The sequence below is a fragment of the Streptomyces sp. P9-2 genome, from assembly GCF_051903975.1.
Lineage (GTDB): Bacteria > Actinomycetota > Actinomycetes > Streptomycetales > Streptomycetaceae > Streptomyces > Streptomyces cellulosae.
This window is the reverse complement of sequence record NZ_CP192634.1, coordinates 183,980-201,618: the sequence shown is the minus strand read 5'-3', so window position 1 is coordinate 201,618 and position 17,639 is coordinate 183,980. Positions and strand designations below refer to the sequence as shown.

General features: G+C 74.2%; 16 protein-coding genes. 7 read left to right on the top strand and 9 right to left on the bottom strand.

Translation table 11 applies throughout. From position 1 onward, the window contains the following. The first annotated feature begins 55 nt into the window (after nt 1-55). Both ctaD and ACQY0Z_RS33510 read left to right on the top strand, forming a co-directional pair. Nucleotides 56-1,771 (top strand): aa3-type cytochrome oxidase subunit I, encoded by a 1,716-nt coding sequence (gene ctaD, locus ACQY0Z_RS33515; RefSeq protein ID WP_439813461.1) that lies wholly within the window; start codon nt 56-58, stop codon nt 1,769-1,771. Next, nucleotides 1,771-2,145, top strand: coding sequence for a hypothetical protein (locus ACQY0Z_RS33510; protein WP_439813460.1), 375 nt, complete (start codon nt 1,771-1,773; stop codon nt 2,143-2,145). Before ctaD ends, ACQY0Z_RS33510 begins: the two co-directional genes overlap by 1 nt. Here ACQY0Z_RS33510 and ACQY0Z_RS33505 read toward each other — a convergent pair. Beyond that, nucleotides 2,135-3,088, bottom strand: coding sequence for an alpha/beta hydrolase (locus ACQY0Z_RS33505; protein ID WP_381726361.1), 954 nt, complete (start codon nt 3,086-3,088; stop codon nt 2,135-2,137). The genes ACQY0Z_RS33510 and ACQY0Z_RS33505 overlap by 11 nt on opposite strands. A 101-nt stretch (nt 3,089-3,189) precedes the next feature. After that, complete coding sequence (locus ACQY0Z_RS33500) at nt 3,190-3,522, bottom strand: putative quinol monooxygenase (RefSeq protein WP_439813459.1); 333 nt, start codon at nt 3,520-3,522, stop codon at nt 3,190-3,192. A gap of 144 nt (nt 3,523-3,666) precedes the next feature. Here ACQY0Z_RS33500 and ACQY0Z_RS33495 point away from each other — a divergent pair, with 144 nt between their 5' ends. Beyond that, the gene (locus ACQY0Z_RS33495) at nt 3,667-4,572 is read left to right on the top strand and encodes an AraC family transcriptional regulator (protein ID WP_439813458.1); all 906 of its coding nucleotides are present in this window, start codon (nt 3,667-3,669) and stop codon (nt 4,570-4,572) included. A gap of 2 nt (nt 4,573-4,574) precedes the next feature. Here the strand turns inward: ACQY0Z_RS33495 and ACQY0Z_RS33490 are convergent, their stop codons facing one another. Next, nucleotides 4,575-5,075: an N-acetyltransferase gene (locus ACQY0Z_RS33490; protein ID WP_381726358.1), complete on the bottom strand. Its 501-nt coding sequence runs from the start codon at nt 5,073-5,075 to the stop codon at nt 4,575-4,577. Nucleotides 5,076-5,257: 182 nt separating this feature from the next. Between ACQY0Z_RS33490 and ACQY0Z_RS33485 the strand changes: the two genes are divergently transcribed. Beyond that, the gene (locus ACQY0Z_RS33485) at nt 5,258-5,836 is read left to right on the top strand and encodes a Dps family protein (protein ID WP_019523075.1); all 579 of its coding nucleotides are present in this window, start codon (nt 5,258-5,260) and stop codon (nt 5,834-5,836) included. A 61-nt stretch (nt 5,837-5,897) separates the two neighbouring features. Here the strand turns inward: ACQY0Z_RS33485 and ACQY0Z_RS33480 are convergent, their stop codons facing one another. From ACQY0Z_RS33480 to ACQY0Z_RS33470, 3 genes are all read right to left on the bottom strand, one after another. Continuing rightward, nucleotides 5,898-7,040, bottom strand: coding sequence for a polyprenyl synthetase family protein (locus tag ACQY0Z_RS33480; RefSeq protein ID WP_254586452.1), 1,143 nt, complete (start codon nt 7,038-7,040; stop codon nt 5,898-5,900). Nucleotides 7,041-7,184: 144 nt separating this feature from the next. After that, a complete protein-coding gene (locus ACQY0Z_RS33475; protein WP_254586453.1) occupies nt 7,185-8,744 on the bottom strand; it encodes an SDR family oxidoreductase in 1,560 nt (519 codons plus the stop codon). Nucleotides 8,745-8,888: 144 nt separating this feature from the next. After that, nucleotides 8,889-11,057, bottom strand: coding sequence for an FUSC family protein (locus ACQY0Z_RS33470; protein WP_189898206.1), 2,169 nt, complete (start codon nt 11,055-11,057; stop codon nt 8,889-8,891). Nucleotides 11,058-11,332: 275 nt separating this feature from the next. Between ACQY0Z_RS33470 and ACQY0Z_RS33465 the strand changes: the two genes are divergently transcribed. After that, complete coding sequence (locus ACQY0Z_RS33465) at nt 11,333-12,484, top strand: DUF3103 family protein (RefSeq protein WP_189898207.1); 1,152 nt, start codon at nt 11,333-11,335, stop codon at nt 12,482-12,484. Between the two features lie 150 nt (nt 12,485-12,634). Further along, complete coding sequence (locus tag ACQY0Z_RS33460; protein WP_189898208.1) at nt 12,635-13,102, top strand: universal stress protein; 468 nt, start codon at nt 12,635-12,637, stop codon at nt 13,100-13,102. Between the two features lie 10 nt (nt 13,103-13,112). On the opposite strand, the gene ACQY0Z_RS33455 is transcribed toward ACQY0Z_RS33460, so the two are convergent. Further along, entirely contained in the window at nt 13,113-13,691 is a 579-nt protein-coding gene (locus tag ACQY0Z_RS33455) for a TetR/AcrR family transcriptional regulator (RefSeq protein WP_189898209.1), read from the bottom strand. A gap of 92 nt (nt 13,692-13,783) precedes the next feature. Here ACQY0Z_RS33455 and ACQY0Z_RS33450 point away from each other — a divergent pair, with 92 nt between their 5' ends. Continuing rightward, nucleotides 13,784-14,833, top strand: coding sequence for a zinc-binding dehydrogenase (locus ACQY0Z_RS33450; protein WP_439813550.1), 1,050 nt, complete (start codon nt 13,784-13,786; stop codon nt 14,831-14,833). A gap of 12 nt (nt 14,834-14,845) precedes the next feature. Here ACQY0Z_RS33450 and ACQY0Z_RS33445 read toward each other — a convergent pair whose 3' ends face one another. Further along, complete coding sequence (locus ACQY0Z_RS33445; protein WP_439813457.1) at nt 14,846-16,363, bottom strand: MFS transporter; 1,518 nt, start codon at nt 16,361-16,363, stop codon at nt 14,846-14,848. Nucleotides 16,364-16,527: 164 nt separating this feature from the next. Then, nucleotides 16,528-17,538 (bottom strand): LacI family DNA-binding transcriptional regulator, encoded by a 1,011-nt coding sequence (locus ACQY0Z_RS33440; protein ID WP_189898211.1) that lies wholly within the window; start codon nt 17,536-17,538, stop codon nt 16,528-16,530. Nucleotides 17,539-17,639: the final 101 nt, after the last annotated feature.

The following is a 17,639-nucleotide window of genomic DNA, read 5'->3' as shown; positions in this document are numbered from 1 at the left end:
CAATGAGTGCGTTCCCTCCCGGCCGGCCTCCGCGTAGTGAACCCGAAGGAACTCGATGGCGACACACACGACTGAACCTCTTTCCCCGGTTCCGGCGGCGGAGGGAAGACGATCGAGAGGGCGTGTGGTCATCTCCTGGCTGACCACCACCGACCACAAGAAGATCGGGCACCTCTACCTGATCACCTCGTTCGCCTTCTTCCTCGTGGGCGGTCTGCTCGCCATGGTGATCCGCGCGGAACTGGCGCGGCCCGGGCTCCAGATCGTGTCGCCCGAGCAGTACAACCAGTCGTTCACCATGCACGGCACGATCATGCTGCTGCTGTTCGCGACGCCCACGTTCGCGGGGTTCGCCAACGCGATCATGCCGCTGCAGATCGGCTCCCCGGACGTGGCGTTCCCCCGCCTGAACATGCTGTCGTACTGGCTGTTCGCCTTCGGCGGGCTGATCGTGATGACCAGCTTCCTCACGCCCCAGGGCGCCGCGGACTTCGGATGGACGGCGTACACGCCGCTCAGCGGCGGCGAGCGCACCCCGCAGGAGGGCGGCGACCTGTGGATCATGGGCCTGGCGCTGTCCGGCTTCGGCACGATCCTCGGCGCCGTCAACTTCATCACCACGATCATCTGCATGCGCGCGCCCGGCATGACGATGTTCCGAATGCCGATCTTCACCTGGAACGTGCTGCTCACGTCCGTGCTGGTGCTCCTGGCGTTCCCGGTCCTGGCGGCGGCGCTGCTCGCCCTGGAGGCGGACCGCCGCTTCGGCGCGCAGATCTTCGACCCGGGGAACGGCGGGGCGCTGCTGTGGCAGCACCTGTTCTGGTTCTTCGGCCATCCCGAGGTCTACATCCTCGCGCTGCCCTTCTTCGGCGTGGTCAGCGAGATCATCCCGGTCTTCGCCCGCAAGCCGATCTTCGGCTACATGGGACTCGTCGGGGCGACCATCACCATCACCGGTCTCTCCGCCACGGTGTGGGCCCACCACATGTTCGCCACCGGCGCGGTGCTGCTGCCGTTCTTCTCCTTCATGAGCTTCCTCATCGCCGTGCCGACGGGCGTGAAGTTCTTCAACTGGATCGGCACCATGTGGAAGGGCAGTCTGTCCTTCGAACCGCCCATGCTGTGGGCCACCGGCTTCCTCGTCACCTTCCTCTTCGGCGGTCTGACGGGTGTGCTGCTGGCGTCCCCGCCGATGGACTTCCACGTGCATGACAGCTACTTCGTCGTCGCCCACTTCCACTACGTGCTGTTCGGCACGATCGTGTTCGCGATGTTCGGCGGATTCAGCTTCTGGTGGCCGAAGATGACCGGCACCATGCTCGACCACCGTCTGGAGAAGGTGCACTTCTGGACGCTGTTCGTCGGCTTCCACACCACTTTCCTGCTCCAGCACTGGCTGGGCGCCGAGGGCATGCCCCGCCGCTACGCCGACTACCTCGCCGCCGACGGGTTCACCGCCCTCAACACGGTCTCCTCCATCGGCGCCTTCCTGCTCGGCCTGTCGACGCTGCCCTTCCTCTACAACGTCTGGAAGACCGCGCAGAAGGGCGAGAAGATCGAGGTCGACGACCCCTGGGGCTACGGGCGTTCGCTGGAGTGGGCCACCTCCTGCCCGCCGCCCCGGCACAACTTCGTCACCCTGCCCCGTATCCGCTCCGAGTCGCCCGCCTTCGACCTGCGGCACCCGGCCCTGGCCGGCGTCGACCAGGCGGAGAACACCGGGCAGCGTGACGTCATCGACCCCGGCGGCCACAAGGGCGACCGCTGATGACGCGGTCGCGGTTCCGTCGCCCCACCGCGCACGACGCCTCGGCCGTCATGGCCGAGGCGGAGGGCATCGTGATGGCGCGCTCCCACCTCGCCGAGGCGCGCCGGGAGGCGGAGGCCCTCTGCGCCGACCTGCCGTGGCTGACCACCGGTCAGGCCGAGGACCTCACCCGGCACTACGTCGCCCGCCGCATCGATCTCACCCGCCAGATGCTCCGCACCACGGTCCGCCGAGCCGACGAACTGCGCCACGAGTACGAGACGCGGTACGTGGAACTACGCGGCGCGCTGTTACGACGTCACGTGGCCTGGGCGAGCGGCGTGCTGGCCTGCGCCACGGGGATCAACGCGACGCTGTGGCTCTTCACCCGCTGAATGTCGCCGGCCGGCCGTTCGCCGACGCGCCGTCGGCCGCGGCCTGCCGCAGCACCCGCCCCAGCCACTCGCTCCGCGTCCTCCTGGCCGTCACCGACAGTTCCGCCTCCGGGAACTGCGCGTCGAAGCCGTGGTGGCCGCCCGCCCACACGTGCAGCTCAGCCTGGCCGCCCGCCGACCAGAGGGCGGAGGCGTACGCCACGTCCTCGTCGCGGAACACCTCGGCCGAGCCGGTGTCCACGTAGGCGGTGGGCAGCCCGGACAGGTCGGCGGCCCGTGCGGGGGAGACGTACGGCGGCACCTCGCCGTCGGCCTGGTCGCCCAGCAGCGTGCGCCAGGCGAACTCGTTCGTCTCCCGCGTCCACACGCCGGGCTCCCCGGAGTACTGCCGGCTGGAGACGGTCACGTTGCGATGGTCCAGCATGGGGCAGATCAGCAGCTGTGCCGCGATCGCGGGTGTGCCGCGGTCGCGGGCCAACAGGCAGAGCCCGGCGGCGAGACCCCCGCCCGCGCTGATGCCGGCCACCACGATGCGGCCGGGGTCGACGCCCAGCTCCTCGCCGTGCGCGGCCACCCAGGCCAGCCCCCGGTGGCAGTCCTCCACGGCGGTCGTGCCCGTGGCCTCCGGGGCGAGCCGGTACTCCACGGTCACGACGACCACGCCGAACCGCTCCAGCCACTCCAGCGGGATGTCGATCTGCCCGAACCGGTCGCCCAGGACCATCCCGCCGCCGTGGATCCAGTACACGCACGGCGCGGGGACGGCGGGGTCGCGGTCCGCGGGACTCAGCACCGACAGCCGGACGACGGCGCCGTCCTCGGCCGGCACGTCCACCTCCCGGCGGACCACGCGGCGGCCGGCGAGCAGGGAGTCCGGGGACGGGGACGGCAGGGCGCGCAGCTGGCTGAGGATCTCCTCGTCCATCCGCTCCACGAGGGGCATCTCGGCGAGCAGGGCGCGGAGTTCGGGGTCGACGTCGGGGCGCGGGCTCAGGGACACGGGTGTGCCTTCCGGTGGGGTGGGGACGGGGTTCACACGGCGGTTCACGCGGCGGCGGGGCCGAAGGCGGCCTTACCGCGCACCGGGACGTAGTCGGCGTGGACGGGCTCGCCGGCCAGCAGCGGCGTGATGCGGGACACGAGAGCACGGGCGGCCTCGCCGTCGAACAGCCGCTCGTGTTCCTCCTTGCCGGTCCAGCCCTCGGTGATGTGGACGACGTCCGGGGCGGAGGCGGACCGCGACACGAGGTAGACGACGCAGTGCTCGCTCGCGGCGGCGCCTCCCTCGTCCATGCCGGTGAGCAGCAGCTCGGCGAGCTCCCCGCCCCGACCCGGACGGGCGGTGAGCGTGGCCTGGAAGCCGTACTGGACAATCATGGCGACCTTCTCTCGTTCGGTGGAGTGCGATTACTCCATTGAAGGCCGTCGAACTGGGGAAACGTTAGATCGATCCTCCCCGGTGCTTGCACGATCCTCTCAGTGCCGGGGATGCGGCACCCGCTCCTGTGCTGCAATGGAGGCATGGCCCTCCTCGAAGAGCTGCGCACCCTGCTGGAGCGTTGTGCCCGCCCCGACGGGGCCACGCCCGTCGACGGCGTCCTCGCCACGCGGATCGACCGGCAGGATCCCCCGGGACCGTCCATGTCCGGCACGGTCCTCGCCGTCGTCGCCCAGGGCGCCAAACGTCTCGCCCTCGGCGATCGCGTCTACGAGTACGGCCCCGGCCAGTATCTGGTCGCGTCCGTGGACCTGCCCGTCACCGGCCACTGGCTCGACATCGGCCCCGACCGTCCGGCCCTCGGCTTCGGACTGGTGCTGGACCCCTCCGCCGTCGCCGACCTCCTGCTGTCGGCCGGCCCCGGAGGCCTGCCCAGCACCGGCGGGACGCCGTCCGCGCTGGCCGTGAGCGACGCGCCGGAGCCGCTGCTGGACGCGGTCGTCCGGCTGCTGCGCCTGCTGGACCAGCCCCGCGACCGCGAGGTGCTCGCACCGATGGTCAAGCGGGAGATCCTGTGGCGCCTGATGACCGGTGAACAGGGCGCCGCCGTACGGCAGTTGGGGCTCGCCGACAGCGGGCTCAGCCACGTCTCCCGTGCGGTGCGCTGGATCCGCGAGAACTTCGCGGAGTCGTTCCGGGTGGAGGACGTGGCGCGGATGAGCGGTATGAGCGTCTCCGCCTTCTACCGCAACTTCCAGGCGGTGACGGCGATGAGCCCCATCCAGTTCCAGAAGCGGATCCGGCTCCAGGAGGCCCGGCTGCTGCTGGCCACGCGCCCGGGCGACGTCACCGCCGTCGGCCGGCGCGTCGGCTACGACAACCCCTCCCAGTTCAGCCGCGAGTACCGGCGCCTGTTCGGCGCGCCCCCGAGCCGCGACGCGGCCCGCCTCCGCGGGACCGGACAGGCCCCCGCCGCCCTGGCGCCCTGACCTCAGGCGACGTCCGGCAGCTTCAGCCACTCCTCCCAGGTGAGGTCCCGGCCGATGAAGCGGGGCCGTTCGAACGGCCAGTCCTCGGCGATCCACCGCGGCACGAACGCGTCCAGCGCCCGCTCCAGGGGACCGCCCACCTCGTCGTCCACCACCCACCAGGAGATCTCGGCGTCCGCGCCCTCCTTCTCCGGCGGGTCGATGTAGACGCAGCCGCGCAGCGCGGTGCGCTCCGGGTTCTCGATCGTGTAGTTGAACGACTCGTGCGCCTCGATCTCGGCCGCGTGCCGTTCCAGATCGGCGAGGTTCGCCTCGTACGTCATGGTGGCCGAGGGCCAGCCCCAGGCGGGGCCGAATATGGACCACAGCCGCTCGCGCGACCCCATCACCGCTGGATAGTCCAGCGGCGCGTCGGCGCCGGCGATCGGGCGCAGCCGATGGCCCGCACCGCCGGGGACGCCGACGTGCAGGGGGTGGACGAAGTCGCGCGGAAGCCAGCTCATGGGCGTGAGCCAACCACGCGCCGTCCCGCCCGGCAAAGCAATAAGCGCGCGGGCCCTGGGCGGCGCCTTCCGCTGCTCCAGACCGGTGAGACGCGCGGAGGTGGGCGACGGTGAACCGGGCAACGGGCCGATGAACCGCTTATCTGGATGTTCGAGCATCGGACGATCGCAAGGAGCCCCTCGTGCCGTCACAGCCCGCCGACCCCTCGTACACCGTGCCCGGCCTCAGCACCCAGGACAGCGGACGGATCATCGAGCTGTTGCAGAGGCGACTCCACGCCCTCAACGACCTCCATCTGACCCTGAAGCACGTCCACTGGAACGTCGTCGGACCGCACTTCATCGCCGTGCACGAGATGATCGACCCTCAGGTCGACAAGGTGCGGGACATGACCGACGACCTCGCCGAGCGGATCTCCACCCTCGGCGGCGAGCCGAACGGCACCCCCGGCGCGCTGGTCGCCGCCCGCTCCTGGGACGACTACTCCATCGGGAGGGCCGAGGCGATCGAGCACCTGGGAGCCCTCGACGTCGTGTACACGAACCTGATCGAGGACCACCGGGAGGCGATGCGGGAGACCGAGGAGTCCGACCCGGTCACCCAGGACATGCTGATCGAGCAACTGCGCGGCCTGGAGCTGTTCCAGTGGTTCGTCCGCGCCCATCTGGAGTCCAGCGGCGGCAAGTTGAGCACGCGCGGCGCCACCACCGAGACCGGCGCCGCGGGCCAGGCCGCCGAACAGGCCCGCCGCCAGCCCTGACCCGCACCCGAGGGCGGGCGGCCCGCCACGATCCCGTCCGGACCGTGGCGGGCCGCCCGCCTCACACCGTTTCCCGCACCTGCGGCGCCGCGATGCCCGACGCGCGGGCGACCAGCGCGGCGAACTCCCGCCGCACCGCGTCGTCCGCTCCCGTCCCGCCGAAGTGCCGCAGCGCGGAGTCCGCCAGCTCGGCGATCTTCGCCTCCACCACGTCCCGGGCGCCCGTCCGCTCCAGCGCCGCCCGCACGCCCTCCACCGCACGCTCCGGCAGCGCGGGCACACCGGGGGAGAGGAGCGCCACGGCCTCCTCGTCACCGGCCGCCCGGCCCATCTCCAGGGCCACGGCCAGCAGGTAGGTGAGCTTGCGCGCCCGCAGGTCGTCGCCCACCGGCTTCCCGGTCAGCGCGGGATCGCCGAACGCGCCCAGCAGGTCGTCCCGCAGCTGGAAGGCGAGCCCCGCGCACCGGCCGGCCGCGCGCAGCGCCGCCGTCACCGACTCGTCCGCCCCGGCCAGCGCCGCGCCCAGGGCCAGCGGGCGCTCCACCGTGTAGAGGGCACTCTTCAGCGTCGCGATGGTCAGCGCCTCCTCGACACCGGACGCGCCGGCCGCCTGCGCCTGGAGGTCGCGGTACTGCCCGGCCACCATCTCCTCGCGCATCGCCCGCCACTCCCGGTACAGCCGTGGCCCGTTGGGCGTGGCGAGCGCGATCTCCGTCATCAGGTCGTCGGCCCAGGCCAGGGCCAGGTCCCCGGCGAGCACGGCAGCCGAGTGCCCGAACGCCTCGGCGCCGCCCGTCATGCCCGCCGCGCGGTGCATCCCCGCCAGGTCCACGTGCATCGAGGGCGCCCCGCGCCGCAGATGGGAGCCGTCCATCACGTCGTCGTGCACCAGCGCGCACGTCTGCACCAGTTCGAGCGCCACGCCCGTCTTCAGCAGCGGTCCCGGGTCGCCCGGGCCGCCCGCGGCCCGCCAGCCGCACCAGGCGAACGCCGTGCGCAGCCGCTTCCCGCCGCGCCGCGCGAACGCGGAGACGCGGCCCGCCACGTCACGGGCGAACACGGCGTCGAGGTCGTACGCCTCCGACATCCGGGCGTCCAGCACCTCGCCCAGGACCCGGCCCACGGCCCTGGTGGCGGCGTCGGCGGTGAGGGGTCCACCGGCCCGTTCCGCCGGTTCCTCCGTCGCCGACCGCAGTTCACGCATGCACAGCCCCTTCACGTCGTCCGTCGCCCGCAGCCTGGCGCTCGCCCCCGGGTACCCGCGAAAGGCCCGGACGACCTTCCCCGGTGCGCGCGTCGGCCCGCACCGGCGCGCCGACGCGTCCACGCGGCGCCTCCGGCCCGGACATCAGCGGCGGACGCCCTCGCGCAGCCGGCGGGGCCGCCGGCTGCCCGGCCCCGCCACGCCCTCGGCCGCCGCGAGGGCGATGTTGCGGGCCATCCCGCCGAACACGAGGGCGTGGAAGGGCGACACCGCCCACCAGTACGCGTGACCGAGCAGACCCCGCGGATGGAACAGGGCACGCTGCCGGTACCGGGTGCGGCCCGCGTCGTCCGTGTCCACACGCAGCTCCAGCCACGCCAGACCCGGCAGCCGCATCTCGGCGCGCAGCCGCAGCAGCCGTCCCGGCTCGATCTCCTCCACCCGCCAGAAGTCCAGCGAGTCGCCCGCCCGCAGCCGGTGCGGGTCACGCCGTCCGCGGCGCAGCCCCACCCCGCCGACGAACCGGTCCAGCCGCCCGCGCACCGCCCACGCCAGCGGGAAGGAGTACCAGCCGTGCTCGCCGCCGATGCCCTCGATCACCTTCCACAGCGCCTCCGGCGACGCCGGTACCACCTGGTCCCGTTCGTCGCGGTAGAGGCTGCCGCCCGCCCACCGGGGGTCGGTGGGCAGCGGATCGCTCGGCGCGCCCGGCACGGAGGCGGACGACCAGCGGGTGGCGACCCGCGCCTCCCGCACCCGCGCCAGCGCCAGCCGCAGCGCCTCGTCGAAGGGCAGCGGCCGGCCGGGCTCGTCGGGCACGTACCGCGCGATGTCGTGCTCGCGGCACACCACTTCGTGGCGCAGCGACTCGGTGAGCGGCCGGGCGATGGAGGCGGGCACCGGCGTGACCAGCCCGACCCAGTGGCTCGACAGCCCCGGCGTCAGCACCGGCACCGGCACGATCACCCGCCGGCGCAGCCCCGCGACCTCGGCGTAGCGGCGCATCATGTCCCGGTACGTCAGCACGTCCGGGCCGCCGATGTCGAAGGCCCGGTCGACGTCGGGCGGCATCGTCGCCGAGGCGACCAGGTAGCGCAGCACGTCGCGCACCGCGATCGGCTGGGTGCGGGTGTGCACCCAGCTGGGGGTGACCATCACGGGCAGCCGCTCGGTCAGATAGCGCAGCATCTCGAACGACGCCGAGCCCGAGCCGATGACGACGGCGGCCCGCAGCACGGTCGCGGGCACCGGCGAGTCCAGGAAGATCCGCCCCACCTCGGCGCGGGACCGCAGATGCGGAGACAGCGTCTCCTCCGGCACCCCGTACGGCGTGAGCCCGCCCAGGTAGACGATCCGGCGTACCCCGGCCGCGTGCGCCTGCTCGGCGAAGGTGCGAGCCGCGCGGCGGTCGGTGTCCTCGAAGTCCCCGCCGCTGCCCAGCGCGTGGACCAGGTAGTACGCCACGTCGACGCCCCGCATCGCCTCGGCGACGGACGCCGCGTCGGTGACGTCGCCGCGCACCGTCCCGACGTCGGGCGCCCAGGGGTGGTCGCGCAGCTTGTCGGGGGAGCGGGCCAGACAGCGGATCCGGTGGCCCGCCTCCAGCAGCTCGGGGACCAGCCGCCCGCCGACGTACCCCGACGCCCCGGTGACCAGGCAGTGCAGTCCCGCCCCGCTCCCATGGCCCTGCCCGTCCACGGTCATCCCTCCGCACACCTCGACGCGACACCTGCGTCGATCCTCACCGCAGACGCCCGCCACCGCGCGCTGTCCGGCGCCGCGAGGGTCCAAGCCGGCAGGCGGGAGACCCGGTGGCGGGGGCCGTACGGGTGACCCGGCGGGCCGCCGTCACCAGAAGCCGCCCTCCACCTTGCTGCCCGATCCGACCGCCGTCGTCAGGTCGGAGGCGAGGGCGTGCAGCCACACCTCCACGTCGACCAGGTGCGACACGGACGGCGCCGGAATCCGCGTCAGCACCCCCGGCGGCAGCGGCGCCGGCCGTACGGTCACACCGTCCGCCGGGAAGTGCGCGGCCCGCAGCGTCGCCGACACCACCTCGTCCGTCGCCTCCCGCGCCCAGGACGCCGCGTCCGACGGCCACGCCGTGCCCTCCGACCAGGGCAGCCAGTAGGCGCCGACCAGCACGCGGGAGCCGAAGTTGAGCGCGGCCAGCCAGTCGGGGCCGCCCTCCGGGGCGCGCCGGGGCGGGGGCTCGGTGCGCAACTGCGCGTACGAGGCGTGGGCGATGCGCCAGTACCGCCGCGTCCGCCGCAGCGCCGCCGCCGCGTCGGCGCGGGTCGTGGGCGCGGAGTGTCCGGTCGCCGCCCGCTCGACGGTCATCCGGATCAGCGGCGCGGTGGCGCGGAGCAGGGCGGCGGCGCTGCGCCGCGTCTCGCCCCGCGCGCCGGCGGGCCAGGCCAGCACCCCGCACACCAGCCCGATCGCACTGCCCGTCAGCACGTCGACGATCCGCGCCTCCGCCAGTTGCCAGGTCACCGGGGCGATCTGCGCGAACGCCGTGGACACCACCAGGGTGAACAGCCCCTGGCCCCAGGCGGGCCCGCCGACGGGCCCCACCGAGAAGGCCACCAGCATCGTCGGCACCAGCAGCGCCGCGTAGACCTCGGTCATGCCGCCCGCCGACACCAGCAGCGCACCGGCGGCCAGCGACCCGACCAGCGTCCCCGCCGTCGCCGACCGGACCGCCGACCATGTGGCGCCCGCCGTGGTGCGGCCCAGCGTCAGCATGCCCAGCAGCACCCAGAAACCGTGCGACAGGTCCAGCGACCCCGCCACCAGCCGGGCCAGCGCCAGCCCGGCGGCCGTACGGACCGCGTTCTGGAAGACGACGGAGCGCGGGGTGAGGTGGTCGGCGATCCGCATCCACCACAGCCGGGGCGTGGACGCTCCCGCGTACCAGAACTGCTCCAGCGGCAGCCCGGGCATCGACCGGCGGCGTCCCGTCGCCAGGGTGACGGCCGCGCTCACCGTCAGGGCGGACACCGCGGCGGCCAGCAGCGTCGACTGCCGCCGCAGCAGCGGACGCGGATCCTCGCGCGGGTCCGGAGGCACGCCCCGTACGGCCGCGTACCGCGCGATCATCTCCTCGACCCCCTCGGGGCCGGGCGCCGGGCGGGTGCCGCGCAGCGCGGCGGCCTCGTCGGCGCAGGCGGCGGCGAGACCGCGCAGCAGCGTGGCCGACGGCAGGTCGACCGGCGCGCGCAGCAGCGGGGCGAGGACGGCGAGCAGGTCGAGGAAGCGGCGGGTCGCGTAACCGGCCTGGGCCAGCGCGTGCTCCCTCGCCCCCGCGCCGGTGGGCCGGAGGCCGGCCGCCGTCCGGGAGAAGCGCAGCTCCCGGCCCGCAGCCCGGAGCCGTTCGGCCGTCTCCCGGCCGTCGGTTCCGCCCCGCAGCAGATCGTGCACGGCGTCCGCCGCGAGCTCCAGCGCGTCGGCGACGCGGCCGCGGTACGACGGCTGTTCGGGCTCCGGCAGCAGCAGCCGTTCGCAGAGGATCGTCAGCGTCGCGCCGACGGCGAGCCCGGCCAGCCGGTCCGGCAGCGTACCGGGCGCGTACGGCGGGAAGCAGGCGAGGATGTAGCAGAGCTGGAGCGCGGGGACGACACCCGTCGCCCGGGAGCCGATCGAGGCGCCGAGCACCAGCGTGAACCCCACGACCAGCATCCCGAGCGTCGCCGACCAGGTCGCCGCCGCCAGATACGTGCCGAGCGTGATCAGCGCGGCGGCGGCCGGCACGGCGCGCAGCACGGTGCCGGCGCGGCGGCGCCCCGAGCCGGGGAGCGGCGACAGCAGCCCGAACGCGACGGGGACGAACAGCGTGTAGAGCGCGAGCACCGGGCGGTCCAGCAGGTCGACCGCGGGGTAGAACCCGGCGACGGCGGCGACCGTGACGCGGACCGCGCGCCGGGCCGCGCCCACGGACTCGGCCCGTGACGACGGCGCCGGCAGCAGAGTCCGCCAGGAACGCGCGCGCCCCTCGGGGCGTCCCCGGTTCCACATGGCGCACCATCCTGCCGGGGCCCGTACGCCGCCGCTCGCGGACCGCACCGGCGTGCGCGGCGGGACCGCCCGACCGGCCGACCGCGGAGGACCGCGCCCGACCTCCCGGCGCGAGGCCCTCTTGCGCGTCTGTCATGGCACCGTCATCATCGCTACTCGCGGGTATCTACCCGCATAGATCCGCGCGGTCCCCGCATGGATCCCTCGCACGGTCACGCTCACGAGCTCCACACGCAGTGCCCTGTCGACCACTCGTCCCAGGAGGCTCGATCCACGTGAGACCCCGTCACCTCCGCCGTCGCGGCGCCCTCGCCGCCGCGGCGACGACCCTGGCCGTCCTGTGCGCCGGCCAGACCCTCGCCGCACCGCGGGCAGCCGCGGCCCCCGCCCCGGCGGCCGCGCGGGAAGTCCGCACCTCGACCGCGTCCGAGGTCCGCACGGCCCAGGACGCCGCCGCGCGGGCGATCGCCGGCGCGCTCACCGACCCCGCCTGGCGCGCCCGCGTCCGCCAGGCCGCCCTGACCTCTGACGAGATCCCTGTCACGGCCCTCGCCGACGGCGCCCTCCGCGCCGCCCTCGCCGCGGCCGACCGCCGCATCGCGGCCGCCAAGGGCCTCGCCTCCGACGTCGGCCCGCTGCTGAGCCTGCGGCTCGGCGACCCGTCGATGCGCGGCGCGCTCACCGCCGGGACGGCGCCCTGGGTGGCCGCCGCCACCTCGGACGACGGCCCCGTCACCGCGTACGACGGCAAGGGCCGGACCCACACGCTCGACGCCCGCGCGACGCCCGCGCGCCCCGTGTACGTCGTCGACATCGACGGCTCCCGCGCCCTGGCCGCCGGCCTGGACGTCCTCCACGAGGAACTCGCCCGCCAGGGCGTCCGGTCCGCCGACCCGGCGCCCGAACCGACACGGGCGCGCGCCTCGGCCGCCGCCGCGGGCTTCTGGACCACCCGGATCAGCGCGGTCTCCCTCTCCGACGACCAGGAACCCTGGATCAAGGGCGACGCCGAGATCTACACCCTCGTCACCGGCTTCGGGCACGACGGCAAGGTGCGGGTCGACCCGGTCGACATGCCGTACCTCGACAACGACGGCACCGTGTACCGGCCCCGGCAGATCCTGGTCAACTGGTCGTCGTACAAGTACAGCCTGGCCGACGCCGTGATGATGGAGGAGGACGGCTCCACCAACTACCGCGACCTCGCCAAGGCCATCGCCGCCGTCCTGCTCACGGTCACCGACCAGGGAGCCTATATCCCGCTGGTGAACGCGGTGCTGGACGCGATCCCGGACGACTGGTGGACGGACGACCCGGACTACGTCGACTCCTGGTACACCCTCGCCCGCACCGACGACGGCACCCGGTACGGGGCGCGCGGCAACGGCTGGATGACGCTGGAGCCGTACTTCGTGCAGGAGCTCTGAGGTATCCCCCGGGGGTCTCGCCATGAGCCCCCGCTGCCCCGTCCGGACCCGCTGGGCTCGGCAACCGGCGCTCCGCGCCGGAGGCTGGGGACCGGGCGGGGCGGCGCGCGCCGGCCGCCCCGCCCTTGCCGCCGAGCGTGAGGAGAGACCGTGGACGAGCAGGACCGCATCGTGGCCGGGGTGGACGGCTCGCCGTCGTCACGGGAGGCGCTGCGCTGGGCGGCCCGCCAGGCCGCGCTCACCGGAGGGACGGTGCTGGCGCTGACCTCCTGGGACTACCCGCAGTACCACGGCGCCCTCGGCTGGCTCCCCCCGTCGAGCGGCGACGAGGAGGCCCTGGAGGCCAGGGCTCGTGAGGACCTCACCCGGTGCGTCGAGGAGACGCTGGGCGCGCGTCCGGCGGCGGACGTCCGTACGGAGGTGCAGTACGGCACGCCGGCGAGCGTGCTGCTGCGCGCGGCCCGTGACGCGTCCCTGCTCGTGGTCGGCAGCCGCGGCCTGGGCGGCTTCGCCGGCCTGCTCCTCGGCTCGGTCGCCCAGCACTGCGTGCAGCACGCGGCCTGCCCGGTCGTCGTGGTCCGCGAGGACACTGTCACGAGTGTCGGCGAGGGGGACTGAGCGGTCCGGCTCACCCTCGCACGGCCGCACGCACCAGCTCCCGCGCCAGATCCGCGGCCGCCGTGACCGTCCCGAGGGACAGGGGTTCGGTGGCGACCGCGCCCTCGTGCAGCACGAACAACCGGGTGGCGAGCGTGGCGGGTTCCGGGCAGCCGGCCGCCGTGGCCAGCTTCTCGAACAGGCCTCGCAGCCAGCGCTTCTGCTCCGCGGCGACATGGTGCCCGGGGTGCCGCGGGTCGGGCAGTTCGGCGAGTGCGTTGAGGAAGGCGCAGCCCCGGGTGTACGTCGACGTCCAGGTCCGCAGCGCCTCGAACGGCGCGGTGACCGCCTCCTCGGCACTGCCGCTCGCGTCGACGGCCGCGCGGACCGCCGACCGCCAGCGCCGGTCCCGCTCGGCGAGGTACGCCGCTACGACGTTCTCCTTCGACCCGAAGCGGTTGTACAGCGTCCGCTTGGTCACTCCGGAGTGCTCGGCGATCAGGTCCACGCCGACCGCCGTGATGCCGTGCTCGTAGAACAGCTCCTCGGCCGCGTCGACGATGCGGCGCGCGGCCGGAGTCAGGGGAGGAGCGTCACTGCCGCTGTCCATGCGCACGAACCTTCACTGATCGGTGTACGGTGGGATGCAAGAGGTATACAGATCAGTATACCTGCGAGGAGGTGAGGACCTTGTCCGAGCACATGCGCGCGGTGCGCGTCACCAGGCACGGAGGGCCGGAGGTGCTGGAGGTGACCGAGGTGCCGGTGCCCCTCCCGGGAGCCGGCGAGGCGCTGGTGCGGGTCGCGGCGGTGGCCCTGAACAACACCGACCTGTGGACCCGCGAGGGCGCCTACGGCCGCCCCGGCGACCCGGAGGCCCGCTCGGGCTGGCGTGGACCCGTCGCCTTTCCCCGCATCCAGGGCGCCGACGTGGCCGGCCGGGTCGAGGCCGTGGGGCCCGGCGGCGACACGGGGCTCGTCGGCCGCCGCGTGGTGGTCGACCCGGCGCTCTACGACGGCGACGGCCCCGACGCCCACCCGGTGGGCCTGATGGGAAGCGAACGCGACGGCGGCTACGCCGAGTTCGTCGTCGCCCCGCTGGAGCGGCTGCACGACGTCACCGGATCGCCGCTCACCGACGACCAGCTCGCCTCCTTGCCCACCGCCTACGGCACGGCGCTGGGCATGATCGAACGCGGCCGGCTGCGCGACGGCGAGACCGTCCTGGTGACGGGAGCGTCCGGCGGAGTCGGGCTCGCGGCGGTGCAGATCGCCCGCGCCCGGGGCGCCCGCGTGGTCGCCGTCAGCAGCGGCCCGAAGACCGACGCCGTACGCGAGGCCGGCGCGCACGCCGTCGTCGACCGGGCGGGGGACGTCGTCGAGGGGATCCGCGCCGCCGCGCCCGAAGGCGTCGACGTGACGCTGGACGTCGTCGCCGGAGACCTGGTGGGAGAGGGGCTGCCGTTGCTGCGCGAGGGCGGACGCTGGGTGATCGCCGGGGCGTTCGGCGGCTACGCGGTGACCCTGGACGTACGCCGTCTCTACCTGCACAACGCCCAGGTCATCGGCTCCGCGATGCACACGCCGGCGCACTTCGACCTGCTCATGGACATGGCCCGGCGGGCCGCCGTCGAACCGGTCGTCGCCGCCGCGTACCCGCTGGAGCAGGCGGCGCGGGCCCAGGAGGAGCTCGCCCTCAGGAAGCATGTCGGCAAGATCGTCCTGCGCCCGGGGGCATCGGCGGCGACCTGACCGCCCGGAGCGTCAGAGCGACCGTGAGTGCACCGGGCTGTTCGCGACCTCCTCCGGGCACTTTCCGTGCTCCGCGCGCCTGCGGCGGTCGCGCAGCCAGTCGTACGCCGCCAGGGCCAGCGACGTCGACATGGCCGCCAGGGCCGCGCACAGCGCGGTGAACAGGGCGACCTGGAAGTCGTCGCTGTGGCCGAGCACCAGGTAGAAGAGGCCCGGCAGGGCCGCCGTGCCGACCGCCGCGCCGAGCCGCTGCCCCGTCTGCAGGGCGCCGCCCGCCGCGCCCGCCATCCGCACCGGCACGTCCCGCAGCGTCATGGTGATGTTCGGCGAGACGACGAATCCGCCGCCGATGCCGCCGACGAACAGCGCCGGCGCGGCGAGCCACGGCGCGTGGTCCAGCGGCGCGAACCGCAGCAGCACGGCGGCCGTGCCGAGGCCCACGATGACGCCGGTGAGACCCCACACGGTGAGCAGCCGCCCGAACCGGTCGACCAGCCGGCCCGACACCACCGCGGCCCCCGCCGAGCCGATGGCGAACGGCGTCACCGCGAGCCCCGACTCCAGCGGGGAGTAGTGCAGTCCGTGCTGGTAGAACAGCGCGAACACGAGCCAGACGCCGCTGAAGCCGATGAAGTACAGGGTGCCGACGCCCGCGCCGACGGCGTAGCCGCGCACGGTGGTGAAGAGGCGCGGGTCGAGCAGCGGCGTCGTCCCCCGGGCCAGCAGTTTCCGCTGCCGCCGTACGAACACGGCGAGCACCGCCGCGCCGACGAGGAACAGCCACGACAGCCGGCGCAGCCCGCCCGACTCCGCCTGCACCAGCGGATACATGAACGCCAGCACGCCCAGGCCGAGCAGCAGCACCCCCGGCACGTCCACATGGCCCCGGCCCGACTTCCGCGTCCGCGGGAGCAGCCGGCGGCCGAGCAGCACGGCGAGGACGCCGATGGGCACGTTGACGTAGAAGATCCAGCGCCAGCCCTGCATCCCGTCGGCCAGGGCGAGGATCGCGCCGCCGACGATCGGCCCGGAGGCGGAGGAGATGCCGACGGTCGCGCCGAAGTAGCCGAAGGCGCGGCCGCGTTCGGCGCCGTGGAACATCTGCTGGATCAGCGCCGAGTTCTGCGGCGCCATGAATCCGGCCGCGAGCCCCTGCGCGAGACGCGCCACGACCAGCAGTGTGATGTCGGGCGCGGCGCCGCAGGCCGCGCTGCACAGCACGAAGACGCACAGGGCGACCAGGAAGATCTTCCGCCGGTCCAGCGCGTCCCCGAGCCGGCCCGCCGTGACGAGGGCCAGGGCGAAGGTGAGCGCGTACCCGGACACCACCCACTGCACCTCGGCGGGGGAGGCGCCCAGGTCGTGCTGCACGGTGGGCAGCGCGACCGCCACGATCGTGACGTCCAGCAGGCTCATGAACCCGGCGACCAGCGTCACCCACAGCGCCCGCCACCGGCGCGGATCCGGCTCGTACGCGTCCTCCTGGGCACCGGCCCGCCGGTCACCCGCCCCTGACGCCGACGCAGTCACACGCAGTCCTCTCGCACGGCCCGACAGAGCACACGGCCCGACAGGGCACACCGCCCACAAGGCGGACGGCCCGAACAGGGCGAACATGTTCCCCGGCCGGGCTCGGCGCATACCCGGCATACCGTAAAAAATCCACCTGCGTGTCCGCCCCTCCGGACCCGCGGTCAGCCCCCGGTGCTTCCGCGCACCACCAGCCGGTGCGGGACCGTGAGGTCGGCGGCCGGCACGTCGTTGCGCGGGCTGTAGATGCGGTCGGCGAGGCACTGCAGGGCGCGCGCCGCGATCTGCCCCTTGTCGGGGGACACGGTGGTGAGCGTCGGCCGGCCGAACCGGCCGTCCTCGATGTCGTCGAACCCGACCACGGCCACGTCCTCCGGCACCCGCAGCCCCCGCGCGTGCGCCGTGTGCAGGGCGCCCAGCGCCAGCTCGTCGCTGAACGCGAACACCGCGTCCGGCTCGGCCCCGGCGTCGAGCAGATCCGCCATCGCCCGGGCCCCGTCCGCGCGGTGCAGCGCCGACACCGGGCGCTCCCACTCGGGTCGCGGGGAGATCCCGGCGCTCCGGAGCGCCGCACGGTATCCCTCGGCGCGCAGCTCCGCCGTGCCGTTGCGCAGATGGGGCTGGAGGCCGATCGCGGCGATGCGGCGGCGTCCCAGCGACAGCAGATGCGCGGTGGCCTCCCCGGCCGCGGCCACGTTGTCCACGGCGACCCGGTCCGCCAGGCCCTGCGGACTGCGCTCCCCGAGCAGCACCACGGGCAGCGGGCGGGCGGCCGCCGTGATGTCCTCGGCGGGCAGCGCCCAGGGGCTGATGATCAGACCGTCCATCACCCGCCCGCCGTCGCCGGTCAGCAGCCGCCGCTCCGACTCGGCGTCGCCCCGCGTCTGGTCGATGACCACCGTCCACGACCGGCGGCGCGCCTCGTCCACCAGCAGCCCGGCCAACTCGGCGAAGTAGGGGGAGTGCAGCTCCGGGATCGCCAGGCCGACGATGCCGGTACGGCCCGCCCTGAGGCTGCGCGCCGCCAGGTTGGGGCGGTAGCCCAGCTCCTCGATCGCCTCCTGCACCCGCCGACGGGTTTCGGGCGCCACCCGGGCCGACCCGTTCACCACGTTCGACACCGTGCGCGCCGACACCCCCGCGCGCGCCGCCACGTCCTTCAGGCTGCTGCTCACCCGCACATCGTGGCATGCGCCGCCCGCCCGCGGACCAGGCACCCGTGACCCTCCCGCTCCCGGGTATTGCCACGTTGAAATCAACGATGCAACGATAACGC